Source organism: Phnomibacter ginsenosidimutans, assembly GCF_009740285.1.
Lineage (GTDB): Bacteria > Bacteroidota > Bacteroidia > Chitinophagales > Chitinophagaceae > Phnomibacter > Phnomibacter ginsenosidimutans.
Genome location: NZ_CP046566.1, coordinates 3,208,563 through 3,221,892 on the forward strand (window position 1 = coordinate 3,208,563; position 13,330 = coordinate 3,221,892).

The 13,330-nt window shown below is 46.6% G+C and carries 15 protein-coding genes; 7 read left to right on the top strand and 8 right to left on the bottom strand.

From position 1 onward, the window contains the following. Positions 1 to 457: 457 nt before the first annotated feature. The 3 genes from GLV81_RS13850 to GLV81_RS13860 all read right to left on the bottom strand — a co-directional run bounded on the left by GLV81_RS13850 (position 458) and on the right by GLV81_RS13860 (position 2,361). Positions 458 to 601 carry a hypothetical protein gene (locus tag GLV81_RS13850; protein ID WP_157479393.1) on the bottom strand — a complete coding sequence of 48 codons (144 nt, stop codon included), beginning with the start codon at positions 599 to 601 and terminating at the stop codon, positions 458 to 460. Next, complete coding sequence (locus GLV81_RS13855) at positions 588 to 1,427, bottom strand: toxin-antitoxin system YwqK family antitoxin (protein ID WP_157479394.1); 840 nt, start codon at positions 1,425 to 1,427, stop codon at positions 588 to 590. The genes GLV81_RS13850 and GLV81_RS13855 overlap by 14 nt, the downstream gene beginning before the upstream one ends. Positions 1,428 to 1,620: 193 nt before the next feature. Next, entirely contained in the window at positions 1,621 to 2,361 is a 741-nt protein-coding gene (locus GLV81_RS13860) for a hypothetical protein (protein WP_157479395.1), read from the bottom strand. Positions 2,362 to 2,547: 186 nt separating this feature from the next. Between GLV81_RS13860 and GLV81_RS13865 the strand changes: the two genes are divergently transcribed. Further along, positions 2,548 to 3,123 (top strand): hypothetical protein, encoded by a 576-nt coding sequence (locus GLV81_RS13865; RefSeq protein WP_157479396.1) that lies wholly within the window; start codon positions 2,548 to 2,550, stop codon positions 3,121 to 3,123. Here the strand turns inward: GLV81_RS13865 and GLV81_RS13870 are convergent. Further along, the gene (locus GLV81_RS13870) at positions 3,120 to 3,677 is read right to left on the bottom strand and encodes an LOG family protein (protein ID WP_157479397.1); all 558 of its coding nucleotides are present in this window, start codon (positions 3,675 to 3,677) and stop codon (positions 3,120 to 3,122) included. The two genes, GLV81_RS13865 and GLV81_RS13870, sit on opposite strands and share 4 nt — an antisense overlap. Positions 3,678 to 3,848: 171 nt before the next feature. On the opposite strand from GLV81_RS13870, the gene GLV81_RS20550 reads away from it, so the two are divergent. The 3 genes from GLV81_RS20550 to GLV81_RS13880 all read left to right on the top strand — a co-directional run bounded on the left by GLV81_RS20550 (position 3,849) and on the right by GLV81_RS13880 (position 6,147). Then, on the top strand, positions 3,849 to 4,568 hold the full coding sequence (locus GLV81_RS20550; protein WP_246186014.1) for a sodium:solute symporter family transporter: 720 nt from the start codon (positions 3,849 to 3,851) through the stop codon (positions 4,566 to 4,568). A 35-nt stretch (positions 4,569 to 4,603) separates the two neighbouring features. Next, the gene (locus GLV81_RS20555; protein WP_246186015.1) at positions 4,604 to 5,365 is read left to right on the top strand and encodes a sodium:solute symporter family transporter; all 762 of its coding nucleotides are present in this window, start codon (positions 4,604 to 4,606) and stop codon (positions 5,363 to 5,365) included. A gap of 86 nt (positions 5,366 to 5,451) precedes the next feature. Beyond that, complete coding sequence (locus tag GLV81_RS13880; protein WP_157479398.1) at positions 5,452 to 6,147, top strand: LOG family protein; 696 nt, start codon at positions 5,452 to 5,454, stop codon at positions 6,145 to 6,147. Positions 6,148 to 6,184: 37 nt separating this feature from the next. Here the strand turns inward: GLV81_RS13880 and GLV81_RS13885 are convergent, their stop codons facing one another. After that, positions 6,185 to 7,285 (bottom strand): hypothetical protein, encoded by a 1,101-nt coding sequence (locus GLV81_RS13885; RefSeq protein WP_157479399.1) that lies wholly within the window; start codon positions 7,283 to 7,285, stop codon positions 6,185 to 6,187. 374 nt (positions 7,286 to 7,659) lie between these two features. On the opposite strand from GLV81_RS13885, the gene GLV81_RS13890 reads away from it, so the two are divergent. Further along, complete coding sequence (locus tag GLV81_RS13890; protein ID WP_246186016.1) at positions 7,660 to 8,289, top strand: O-methyltransferase; 630 nt, start codon at positions 7,660 to 7,662, stop codon at positions 8,287 to 8,289. Positions 8,290 to 8,319: 30 nt separating this feature from the next. Here the strand turns inward: GLV81_RS13890 and GLV81_RS13895 are convergent, their stop codons facing one another. Further along, the gene (locus GLV81_RS13895) at positions 8,320 to 9,243 is read right to left on the bottom strand and encodes an energy transducer TonB (RefSeq protein WP_197428338.1); all 924 of its coding nucleotides are present in this window, start codon (positions 9,241 to 9,243) and stop codon (positions 8,320 to 8,322) included. 54 nt (positions 9,244 to 9,297) lie between these two features. Here GLV81_RS13895 and GLV81_RS13900 point away from each other — a divergent pair, with 54 nt between their 5' ends. Continuing rightward, positions 9,298 to 10,827 carry a dipeptidase gene (locus GLV81_RS13900; RefSeq protein WP_246186017.1) on the top strand — a complete coding sequence of 510 codons (1,530 nt, stop codon included), beginning with the start codon at positions 9,298 to 9,300 and terminating at the stop codon, positions 10,825 to 10,827. 105 nt (positions 10,828 to 10,932) lie between these two features. On the opposite strand, the gene bshA is transcribed toward GLV81_RS13900, so the two are convergent. Continuing rightward, positions 10,933 to 12,066 (bottom strand): N-acetyl-alpha-D-glucosaminyl L-malate synthase BshA, encoded by a 1,134-nt coding sequence (gene bshA, locus GLV81_RS13905; protein WP_157479401.1) that lies wholly within the window; start codon positions 12,064 to 12,066, stop codon positions 10,933 to 10,935. 150 nt (positions 12,067 to 12,216) lie between these two features. Here bshA and GLV81_RS13910 point away from each other — a divergent pair, with 150 nt between their 5' ends. Then, entirely contained in the window at positions 12,217 to 12,615 is a 399-nt protein-coding gene (locus GLV81_RS13910) for a hypothetical protein (protein WP_157479402.1), read from the top strand. Here the strand turns inward: GLV81_RS13910 and GLV81_RS13915 are convergent. Continuing rightward, positions 12,604 to 13,296, bottom strand: coding sequence for an SAM-dependent methyltransferase (locus GLV81_RS13915; RefSeq protein WP_157479403.1), 693 nt, complete (start codon positions 13,294 to 13,296; stop codon positions 12,604 to 12,606). The genes GLV81_RS13910 and GLV81_RS13915 overlap by 12 nt on opposite strands. Between the last annotated feature and the right edge of the window lie 34 nt (positions 13,297 to 13,330).

Genomic DNA, 13,330 nt, shown 5'->3' on the forward strand with positions numbered 1-13,330 from the left:
CACCTATCAACCTTGAAATTCACAGAATAAGAATAGCATTACTTTATCTTTCTAAAACTGCTCCAAATTAGATAACATATATAATTTATTAGAATCCATAATAAAACATAAATCAAAAATCTCAGATAACTTACTTCCAAAAAATCTGACATTAACCCTGGAGTAGTTGTATCAAATAAACTGATGTGTTTGATATACTTCGCGGTAACAACTGGCAGACCAAATCCAATAATCCCCACGAGTCCAATTAAAGTAGTAAAAAGAAAAAAGGTTCTCCCGTTCATAATTAGATTGATTAGGCTTTATGCTGCAAATGTTGTTATCGCCAACATCAATGGTAATAAATTATAAGCCTGTATTGTAAATGCTCTGCCTTGCAGGCCACTTATCAAGCTTATACTTCCGCTGCCATGGTTCGTGGCTCACGAACCAATTTATCCATACACAGCATTCTAATTTAAATTTCCTGTTGAGCTGTCATTTCGAAGATACCACTGTTGCTGACATCACCTACTTCAATTTGTGCACTCTCGTAGTTGCGGGAGATAACACCCGAAAACGGCGACAAATATCGAATACCCTGACTCTTACTTATCCTCATTTACAATTACTACAATCGACAATGCTTCATTTTTCTTATTCCTCTTCACTTTTTCTGTTGCCGCTAGAATAAAGTCAAATTTGTAGATTCCTACACTATCGAATTGTCGATTAAGTTCAATGGGAGTACTACCTATATTAATTAAACGATTCTCGATAGCTTGTTCATCTTTCTTTACTATCAACTGAAGGGTTGTGGCATATATGGGAGGACTGGCAATGGCAATTTCCAATGCTAAAGAATCGCCTGTTCTTAAAATAACAGGAAAACCTTCCTCTGGATCAGGCCATGCTTTACTTACAAAATTTATTTGGTTAATGAAACGCCCCTTTTCTTTCACTTTCGTACCGCTGCTATCAAAATCAATCTTGTAACCGCACTTTCCTTCCAGATTGTAGAAACAATAGGAAGCCATCTTTCCATTTCGGAAATACCAATAGTAGTTGCCATATGCGTCTCCCTTCCACCAAAATCCTTTTTCCTGGAGACTGCCGTCAGGATAAAACCAACTTGCTGTCCCGTCTTGCTGTCCTTTTTTAAATTGTATGATGCTCTCAAGGTTTCCTAAAGAATCATAGTGGTAGTGCAATCCTTCTCTTAATCCATTTAGATAGAATAATGAATCGGATAAAACTGCATTATCATAGTAATACTTTGCAGGGCCATGTAGTACAGAGTCTGCAGCGTAGTTTAACTCAGCAATCACTACACCTGATTTATTCCGTTCGAGTACCAGCCCCCCTCGAGAAGATTCATTTGGCATACAACTGATGAATGTCTGTGCCACCAGTAGCCCAAAAAATAACCGATGCAGTTGTGAATTCATTGCTACCTATTAGCCGTAGTTATCACCAACAGCTATTGATGCTAATCTACAACAGTTGCCGTTACTATTGAAAACATTCACATTCACATCCCCAGCTACCACAGAAGGGCAACATGAAAAAACCGGAAATCGGTGGAGGCCAGATTTCCGGTCGTTGGTAAATGTGTGTACGCTTGGGTGTGGTGTGGACTTGTTATAGAACGATGCGTTTGCCGGTTTTATTGGCGGTTGGCGGCTCTTCACCAAAATAGACTTTGTACTTCTCCGATACGGCTTTCGATTGTGCCGCTCCGTTGATGTACAGAATACCCTCCTTCCATTCCAGCTGCACTTGCTCCTCATCTTTCAGCAATCCATCTTTCTTCAACTCTTTCAGCCCTTCCTGTGTTTTTTTCAATTGCGCCTCAGCGGCTTTTAGCTGTACTTGGGCTTCGGCCATGGCCTGCTGCATTTCTTTTTCTTTACCCGCAAGGGCCGCCTGCATTTCTTTCATGGCACTGGCCATTTCTGTGGTCTGCACCTGCCGGGCATGGGCCAGCTCCGATTCCATGGCGGCCAAAGCTTCGTGGCTCAGGTGTTTGCTAATGTCCTTGTTCAATCGGATAGCATCGAGTTGCGCTTTGGATGCTTGCAGCGATGCTTCCACGGCCTGCAAATCAAGCTGCTGCAGGGCGGTTTGCATGCCGGCCCGGGCCTGCAGCAGCGCATCTTTCGGCAGGTTGGCCATGGCTTGTTGCAAAGCGGCCATGGCTTCGGCCAACCGGGCTTCAGCCTCCGCCATGTTTACAGATTTTTTACGGGTGGTATCAGCTGCAGCAGGCGGAGCGGCCCTGGGCTGCGCAAAACCCCGAAACGGAGGCTGTAACAACAAAAGGGCGGTTACAACTACAATGGCCGGCAATAGCCAGCGGCGGCGGTACATCATTTGTTGCATGTGTGTTGATTTTTTTTGTTTTACGAATTGTTTCGTAAATATAGTACGATTCAATTCGTACAAAATTCCTTCATCCCTCTTAACAAAGTCTTAGCGCTGTCCGGTACAGCAGGAGCCGAAAAAGCCGGCAAGCTTTTCTCCAACATTTTTGTTCTATTTTGCATCAGAACACACAACTACATGTCTATGAAAAACTGGCTGACACTGGCACTGCTTATTTTACTGGCTGCAAACGCAGTAGCACAAGAAACACCAGCTCCCGAAGAAGCACCCAAAAAGTTCGACAAATCGAAACTGGTATTTGGCGGCAACATTGGCGCCACTTTTGGCGATTTTACCTTCATTCAGTTTTCGCCACAGGTGGGTTATGCGTTTACCAAGAATATAGTGGCCGGGGCCGGTGTCAACTTTTCATATTCCAGCCAAAAATTTCGCTACTTCAATGGCGATGAAAGTGAACGCTTCAATTATGGCTACGCTGGTTTGAATGTGTTTACGCGGGTGTATCCGGTCAACTTTTTGTTTTTGTCGGCACAGCCGGAGCTCAACTACAACTGGGGCAAAATCAAATACAAAAATCCACCGGCACCCGATGTAAAAATTGATGGCGCCTTCATACCTACCCTCTTGCTGGGTGGCGGCGTAGCCATACCTATGGGCAACCGTGGCCAAACCATGCTGAGCCTGCAATACGATGTATTGCAAAACAACCGTTCGCCGTATGGCAAACGTGCTTTTTTCAATATTGGCTTTTCGCTCTAAAGCTTGCTGAGAGACAACACATGATGCATCAGGGTTTGTGGCAAATCAAAAATGCCCACCCGTTCACTCACAGGATCATACAAAAATCCTTGCTGCTGCATGCGTTGCATCATCTGAAATAAATCGGAATAATAACCACCACTATTGAGCACAAAAATGGGCTTGTCGTGTATGGCCAGCTGGTTCCACGTAAGCATTTCAAACAGCTCATCCATGGTGCCAAAACCGCCGGGCAGTACAATGGCCGCATCACACAATTCATACATCATTTTCTTACGGGTGTGCATGTCTTTTACCACATGCAATTCGGTCAGGTTGTTGTGCTGATGCTCCCAGCTGCGCAACTGCTCTGGGATCACCCCAATCACCTTACCGCCCGATTCCAGCGCCGCATCGGCCACGGCCCCCATCAATCCCTTGCTGCCACCACCATAAATCAACCGGATATTTTCTTCGGCCAACAAGCGCCCCAACTGACGGGCATGTATGGCAAACAAATCATTTACGCCATTCTTCGAACCGCAAAACACGGCCAGTGCTTCCATCCTTTTCATAGTGTGTGCAAGGTACAACACGCCGAAAAGTATGCAGCACCGTACTAATTATTTTTTCTTAATAATGTTTCAGCCTAGTGTTGCAAAAAGGCAGTACCCAACCTTATGCTTCACCGCTTCGGTATGTGGTAAATGCCTATTTTGTACCGTCAACCAATTACATGTTTAGCTATGAGTGCATTGCTGTTGTTATCGATTGTGTTTGTCTACTTTTTAGTATTGCTGGGGGTGGCTTGGTACACCAGTCGCAATGCCAACAATGATTCTTTTTTTATAGGCAACAGAAACAGCAACTGGATGCTGGTCGCCTTTGGCATGATCGGCACAAGTCTGAGTGGCGTTACATTTGTAAGTGTGCCCGGCGGGGTGGCCAAAGAGTCCTTTGCCTACTTTCAAATTACCCTCGGTTATCTCATAGGTTACATAGTAATAGCGTATGTGTTGCTGCCTTTGTATTACCGGCTCAACCTCACGTCTATTTACAATTACCTCAGCTCCAGGCTTGGTTTTAAATCGTACAAAACTGGCGCCGGCTTTTTTATACTCAGCCGTACATTGGGCGCCACGGCCCGCTTGTATCTCGTGGTGAATATTTTGCAGGATGCCATCCTCAGTAGTTTCAACATACCGTTTTGGGCTACCACACTCATACTACTGCTCATGATTCTGGTATACACGTACGAAGGCGGTGTAAAAACCATTGTGTATACCGACATGCTACAAACCACTTGTATGCTGGCCGGTTTGGTGCTTTGTGTGTACTTCATTTTATCGCAGCTCAACATAGGTGTGGGCGAAGCCGTAGCACAACTCGGCAATACTATCAACCCCGAAGGCGCCCCTTACTCCAAAGTGTTTTTTGGTGAGCCGGGCAGCAAACTCTTTTTGTAAAACAAATTCTGGCGGGTGCATTCATCACCATTACCATGACCGGTATGGACCAGGAAATGATGCAAAAAAACATCAGCGTACGTACCCTGAAAGATTCTCAGAAAAACGTGTTGGTGCTCGGCGGTATCATGCTGCTGGTTATTCTGTTATTCTTGTTCCTCGGTGGCATTATGCACCTGTATGCGTTTGAAAAAGGCGCTGTGTGGGAAGCTGGCAAACTGATGCTGGATGGTAAAAATGTAACGAATGATAAACTGTTCCCCACGCTGGCATTGCAATACATGCCGCATGCCTTTAGCATCATCTTCATCATCGCCCTTATCAGTGCCTTGTTTCCCAGTGCCGACGGCGCCATTACGGCCCTCACATCTTCTTTCTGTATCGACATTATTGGCCTCAAACGCCGCACCGATTTGGATGAAGCCGCACAGAAAAAACTTCGCCAGCGGGTACACCTCATTTTCGCAGGTATCTTCCTTGTATTTGTGATGCTCTTTAAATGGATAGACAGCCCGAGTATGATTGGGGTAATACTGAAAGTAGCAGGCTATACCTATGGGCCGCTATTGGGTTTATTTACCTTCGGCATCATTACCAAACGCCAGGTAAAAGACAAACTGGTGCCCATTGTTTGCATCACGGCTCCCATCATTTGTTTCTTCATCGATTTTTTTCAGAAAAGCCTGTTTGGCAATTTTGAAATCGGTCTCGAACTGCTCATCATCAACGGGCTGCTCACCTTTATTGGTTTGTGGATGGTATCGCACAAAACCAATACGCAGCCGGTTGTAGCATGATTGTTAAATGATGTACAGGTTGGCCAATAGCCATCAACTTTGACACACAACTTTTGTAATACACGAATAATAAACGACCCACGCATATGAATGAAGTAGTGAAAACCGCACAGCCCCGCCGGTGGGCAGAAAGCAAAGCACACAGCAGCTGGCAAATCTTTAAAATCATGGCTGAGTTTGTAGATGGCTTTGAAGCGCTGAGCCGCATCGGGCCCTGCATCAGCATTTTTGGAAGTGCCCGTACACAGCCCGGTCATCCGCACTATGAGCTGGCCGTAGAAATAGCCCGTGAATTGTCGCAGGAAGGTTTTGGTATCATTTCCGGTGGTGGCCCCGGCATTATGGAAGCGGCCAATAAAGGCGCTTTTTTGGCGGGTGGAAAATCAGTAGGCCTCAATATTGAACTGCCTTTCGAGCAAAAGCCCAACAGCTATATCGACCGCGATAAGAACCTGCATTTTGATTACTTCTTTGTACGCAAAACGCTGTTCATGAAATACTCGCAGGCATTTGTAATGATGCCCGGTGGCTTTGGTACACAGGATGAATTTTTTGAAGTAATGACCCTGGTACAAACCAACAAAATGCACCGGGTACCCATGGTGCTGGTGGGCCGCGATTACTGGAAAGGATTGGTAGACTGGGTAAACAATACCATGCTGAAGGAAAAATATATCAGCCCGGGCGACATAGAATTGTTTACCGTGGTAGATACGCCAAAAGAAGTCACCAACTACATCCTCGACTTTTATACAAAGCATAAACTGGAGCCCAACTTCTAATAAAAAAAGGAGCATCAATACGGTGCTCCTTTTTTTATCAATCGTCATATCGAGCCCTCACTCTGGGCAGTAGCTTCATGCTCTTGCGAAGCGTTTGTTTCATGTGCATTTTTACCACATCTCCCATAGAGGCGCATTTTAAAAAATGAGGTTCATGATAATGATCGGCCAACTCCTGCCGTAGCTGTGCCAGCTTTTCTGGCGGGGCTATTTCATCTTTATGCATGATGTCCAACAGATGTTTCAACCGGTATCTCGATGTCGCCAATCTGAAAGACATCAACGTTCTTTCCTCTGCCTGATATTGCTCAATGCTGTCCTTGTTCAAGTGCTTCAGCGTTAATTCAACCAGCGGGTAATTTTCTTTTAAAAATTGGCAGAGGTATAAATTTTTCCGCCCTTCATACGATTGCTGATCAAAGTCGATGGCCCGGATGCGGTACTGATAATCTTCAACATCGGGCGTAATATTGACCACAAAATTGTAGCTCCGCATATCGCCCAGCAACCGCACAAAGCAACGCTCGTTAAACTTCACAAACTCTTTGGCAAACCTGATTTTATTGAAGTTCGGATCTTCCATGTATTGCTGAATAAACACATCGCCGGGTATGCCGGGTATGTGTTCTTCTATCAGCGTATCGCCACTGGTTAAAAATGTAATACGGTTGGGCGATAACATATGCTCCAGTTCCAAACCATAAATGCGGGAAGCATCGGCCTGCTTTACATAGTAGTGATCGTAGTTATCGTTGAACTTATTGACAATGCGAATGCGGAAGGGTTGCGAATTGCCGAAAGGACAAAAATCTACCCTTGCCAAATCGAGCTGCGGTACAAACGTGAGGTCGCCTTCGGTACGGAGTGCTGCATAAGTTTCTACCAGCACTTCCCGCAGGTAATCCCAGTCGCGGCTGTCGTACGAAACGGTTTCCCACATTGTATCCTTACCATGCTTGTCTTTCAACGGCGATGAATACGTGAAGCGCCGCAAATCGGTATAATTAACCAGGTACTTTTTTTCGCGGCCATGCTGCTGCAAAAACTGTCGCAAGGCAGAACCGATTTTATACATCGGCTTTTTACGCGACGGCTTCAGCGATGGTGAATGATCGGATTGTGTATCGGGAAAATGCATAGGTAATAAAGATACAGGACGGAAAGTGGATGTTAGATGACAGATGTTAGCAATACCGACTCCGGACTTCCCTTCATTAATTATACCTCTCCCAGCCTCTCCCAAGGGAGAGGGGACGTAGAGCCAGGCTGTGAACTCCGGACTTAACTTCTACGGACTACGGACTTCCGTCTACCAACTCCGGACTTCCGGACTTCCCTTCACTAATTCTACCTCTCCCGGCCTCTCCCAAGGGAGAGGGGACTTAGCGTTTGGCAATGGACTCCCAACTTTCCATCTTCCGGACTTTCCGTCTTTCGGACTTTCGGACTACTGTCTCCCGTCTCCCGACTACTCACTCATCCACTACCTTCGTGCCAATTCAACCAATGCACATGCCACAGGATTTGGAATCTTACGCTTCACAACACTGCAGCCCGTTGGAACCGCTGTTGCAAGAAGTACTGGCCTATACCGAACAACATCATCCCAAAGCGCATATGATTAGTGGTGCAGTGCAAGGCCTACTACTGCAACAGTTGAGCCATATGCTTCGCCCCAAACGCATTTTGGAAATAGGTACATTCACCGGGTTTAGTGCATTGTGTTTGGCCGCCGGCCTGCCCGAAGATGGCTTGTTGTATACGCTGGAAATGCGGGCCGAAGATGCTGCCACAGCGCAATCTTTTTTCGATCGTTCTGAAAAGAAAAATCAACTGCGGTTGTTGCAGGGCGATGCAAGACAAATCATTCCGACACTACAAGAAAGTTGGGACTTGGTGTTTATTGATGCCGATAAAATATCGTACATCGATTACTACAACATGCTGGTACCCCGCATGGCCGCTGGCAGTTTTTTACTGGCCGACAATGTGCTCTTTCATGGTGAAGTTTTACAAGACGAACTGAAAGGTAAAAACGCCAAAGCCATTGCGGCATTCAATGCCCATGTGCAAGGCGACGACCGTACCCAAAATGTGTTGTTGACCGTACGGGATGGGCTCATGCTCATTCGCAAAAAATAACGGAAGCAGATTGCTACATACTACAATAGCTTACTGCAGGCGGAAAACCACATTCTGACTGTGTCGCATTTTTACAGGCCGGTTGTATTGAATGGCCGGCATCCATTGGGGGCCTTTTTGCAACAGGCGAATCACTTCTCTGCTCAGCGATTCATGCGGCGATGATGCAATGCTGTATTCAGAAAGCACTCCGTCTTTATCTACTGTAAAATTGATTTTCACCACACCCTGAATCTCTCCTCGTCTTGCTTCGTCGGGGTAGCGCAGGTTGCTTTGCAAATACCTGTACCAACCATTGGCACCGCCGGGAAACATGGCTTCTCTTTCATAAATGCAAGGTCCGTTGGCAACATTGCCCAGCGAATCATAACATTCACTTATGGCAATAGAATCTTTGATGTACTGCATTTTCATCATTAACCGGTCTTCTTGATAGATGGTCCACTCGCCATGGCGGGCCCCTTTCAGCATTGGCCCCGATTCGTTGAAGCCAGCCCCCCGATTCATGCCTTTTACATAGCCGGTACCTTCTGCATTGAGCACACTTTCATACACCAGTTCGCCGGCATCGTTCCAGCGGCGGTTGGTATCTATCATTACGCCCATATTGTACTGAAACAAGGAGCTTCGTTTACCGTTTTCGTGCCATCCTTCAAAGCGGCCATGGCGTTTGCCATTTTCATACATGCCTTGTTCGGATATATTGCCCGAAGGATGATAACTGGTATACAAACCTTGCAAAATACGCCGGGTACTATCGGCATAATGACGGGTGTAGAGGCGTTTCTGATCGGGATAGCTGTACAAATCGGTGGCCCAGAGTGGCGGCTCCTGCCACACTTTCAGTAGATAGCTGTACGCATCATCAGCATCCATTATCCGGCGTCCCTGATAATCCAGTTTTAAAATATTAGTATCACCTACAGCCTGTGCTGTCAGCTCTACTTTACTCAAACAACAAAGGCTGATTAGGCAAATGAAACGAAAACAGAACTTCATATTCTCCCAATGGTTAAGGTGTCAAATATAGGTGGACAAAGCTGGCAAACGACGCCGTATGTATCAGCGGTGTTCTCTCATCTTTACATTGGCCAAACTGCTGCTAATTTCCTGCGGGGTGAGCCATTTTTACCCGACATTTACAGCCTCAAAAAGCAAACCATTGTTATGAGTTGGAAAGCCTATACCGAAGCGCATAAAGATCGCTTCCTCAACGAACTGCTCGACCTGCTGCGTATACCCAGCGTAAGTGCCCGCAGCGAACACAAAACCGATATGGAAGCCTGCGCCGAAGCGGTAAAAGCCCGCCTGTTGGAAGCTGGTGCCGACAGTGTAACCATCTATCCTACCGAAGGCCATCCCATTGTGTATGGCGAGAAAATAACTGACCCATCATTGCCTACCGTACTGGTGTATGGCCACTACGATGTGCAGCCCGCCGACCCGCTGGAGCTGTGGCACAGCGGTCCCTTTGAGCCCACCATCAAAGACGGTAAAATTTATGCCCGTGGTGCCTGCGACGACAAGGGCCAGTTTTACATGCATGTAAAAGCTTTGGAAACCATGCACCACAATGGCGGCCTGCCCACCAACGTGAAGTTTATTATTGAAGGCGAAGAAGAAATAGGCAGTCCTAACCTGGCTACATTTGTGAAGGCCAACAAAGAACTGCTGGCTTGCGATGTGATTCTCATCAGCGACACCGCCATGATTAGCCTCGATACACCGAGCATTGATGTAGGTGTACGTGGATTGACCTATGTAGAAGTAGAAGTAACCGGCCCCAACCGCGACCTGCACAGCGGTGTGTACGGTGGCGCTGTGGCTAACCCCGCTACTATTTTGTGCCAGCTCATTGCCAGCATGCACGACGAAAACAACCACATCACCATCCCCGGTTTTTATGATGATGTATTGGTGGCTACCGAGGCTGAAAGAGCCAAAATGGCCGAAGCACCTTTTGATGAAGAAGAGTACAAGAACGATCTTGGCGTGAAGGCTCTCTGGGGTGAAAAAGGCTTTAGCACAAACGAACGTACCGGCATTCGCCCCACACTGGAAGTGAATGGCATTTGGGGTGGCTATACTGGCGAAGGCAGCAAAACTGTATTGCCATCCAAAGCTTTTGCCAAAGTAAGTTGCCGCCTGGTGCCCAACCAAAGCAGCCACAAAATTGAAGCCATGCTCATGGAGCATTTCAAAAAAATTGCCCCTGACTATGTGCAGGTAGAAGTAAGGCCGCATCATGGCGGCGAGCCTTATGTAACGCCCATTGACAGCATTCCTTACAAAGCGGCGGCGGCGGCTATTTTGGAAACGTTTGGTAAAGAACCCATCCCTGTTCGTGGTGGTGGCAGCATTCCCATTTGTGCCTTGTTTGAGCAAGAGCTGGGTGTAAAAATTGTGTTCATGGGTTTTGGCCTCGACAGCGACAACCTGCACAGCCCCAACGAAAAATTCAACATCGACAACTATTACAAAGGCATCGAAACCATCCCCTATTTCCACAAGCATTTTGCGGAGATGATGAAAGGGTAAATTGGTGGATTAGTCGATTAGTTAATTAGGAAAACCATTTTGCATAAATAAAAAGGCGTAGGATTTGCTCCTACGCTTTTTTTATTCGATCATTAAATCAGTTACTTATTTCGCTTTCGATAATACAGATTCGTACAAGGCTTCGTACTTCGGTACTATTTGCTGTATGTCGAACTTGCAGGCATGCTCGTAGGCTTGCTTTTTAAAGCGGGCCAAGGTGTCGTCATCTTTCAGCATGCTGATGGCGTATTCGGCCATTTCATCAATGTGGCCAACTGGTGCCATGTAGCCGGTTACACCATGTACATTTATTTCGGGAATACCGCCGGCATTGCTGCTTAACACAGGTACACTCGCCGCCATGGCTTCCAATGCACTCAGGCCAAAACTTTCGTATTCGCTGGTCAGCAAAAACAAATCACTGATCACCATCACGTCTTCCATTTGCTCCTGCTTGCCCACAAATCGAACATGATTGCAAATGTCCAATTCGCGGCTCAGCTCTTCGGCCATGTGGCGTTCAGGACCATCACCCACCATCATGAGTTTGCTGGGCACCTGTTTCAACACTTTGGCAAAAATGCGGATCACATCATCTACCCTTTTCAGCTTTCTGAAGTTGGATGCATGTATGAGAATACGTTCGCCATTTGGCGCCACCGCTTTGCGAAAAGCATCAATCGGCTTTTTTGAAAAACGACTAACGTCAACGAAGTTGTGAATGACCTCGATATCTTTTTTTACATGAAAAGACTTGTACGTTTCTTCTTTCAGGTTGTCTGATACGGCCGTAATGGCATCGCTTTCGTTGATGCTGAAGGTAACCACCGGCTCGTAGGTTTTGTCTTTACCCACCAGCGTAATATCCGTGCCATGCAGGGTGGTAATGACAGGCAACCGAATGCCATCATTCTTCTCCAGAATTTGCCGGGCTATGTAAGCACTCAATGCATGCGGAATGGCATAGTGCACATGCAGCAAATCGAGTTTTTGATTGAGCACCACATCTACAATGGTGCTGGCCAGCGCCGACTCATATGGCGGATATTCAAACAGCGGATAGGTGGTAATACGAACCTCGTGGTAAAAAATATTGGCATTGAATGCACTCAAACGAACCGGCTGACGGTACGTAATAAAATGCACCTGATGCCCCTGGTTGGCCAATGCCATACCCAGTTCTGTAGCAAGCACGCCACTACCACCAAATGTGGGGTAGAGCACTATTCCAATTCTCATACTGAACGGTAGTTGAAATGTTGAACCTGTGAAGTAACGATAAAATGCGTGGAAGGTTCGCTAATATTTGATGAAGCTTTCTTGAACAATCCGGCGACTAAAATTTTAGACGCTGCCGGGTGTTCCTTACATTCGTACAAACCGATTTCCATGCGCAAATTTGTTGGCATTACCACACTCATCATTCTTGTAGCCGCCGGCCTGTTGTTTTGGTGGCGTTTTTATTTTCCATTTGGCGAAAAAGGCGTGAAAGCCGGCGAACTCAACTTTGTGGTGTACAAAGGTTATGTGTTTAAAACCTGGGAAGGCCGGCTGATTCAGGCGGGTTACAAATCGCAGGTGCCCGGTAGTGTGCAGAGCAACGAGTTTGAATTCAGCATTACCAACAATGCCATTGCAGAAAAGCTCCGGCTGTGCAGCGGCAAAATTGTAGAACTGAGCTATACGGAATATTTGGGAGCTATCCCTTGGCGTGGCAATAGTAAGTACATCGTTGACAGCATTATTTCCATCACTGATATGAAAGCAGGACCGCAATCACCCTATTAAAAAAATAACGGGTCTCTTGTGCAGCGAAGGAATGGTGGATTGCCGCCATTCCTTTATTGTTTTGGTGGCCACCCACTCGGTAGGTGCCGTCATGTCGGCAGCTATGCACAAGCGAGTGCTGGGCTGCAGGTGTTGTAGCATGTCTTTCAGCATCGGCTCGTTGCGGTAAGGCGTTTCTATAAACAAATGACAGCCCTGCGTTTTTTGCGCTTCGGCTTCCAGTTGCTGCAGTTTCTTTTTCCGCTCCGCGGCATCTATGGGTAAATAGCCATGAAAAGAAAACTGCTGCCCGTTGAGCCCACTGGCCATCAATGCCAGCAAAATGGAAGACGGCCCCACCAAGGGTTTCACCGTTGCCTGCAGCTGCTGTGCTTTGGCCACCAGCAGTTGGCCGGGGTCGGCTACACCGGGGCAGCCAGCCTCGCTGATGATACCAATGTTGGCACCATTTTTCACTTCTTGTGCAAAGGCATTCAGCACCGATTCTTCTGCTTTGCCAATGGCATACCAGCGGTAATCATCAATCACCATTTCCCGCCACAGGCTTTTGAGATAGCGCCTTGCTGTCCGCTCATTTTCTACAAAAAAAACAGTGCACTGTTTCACCGCATTCAACACATACGGCGGAATGGTTTCATTCACACCTTCGTAGAGATAACAGGGAATAAGATAAACGGACATAAATTTCTGATTGCGGATTTTGGATTTCTGATTT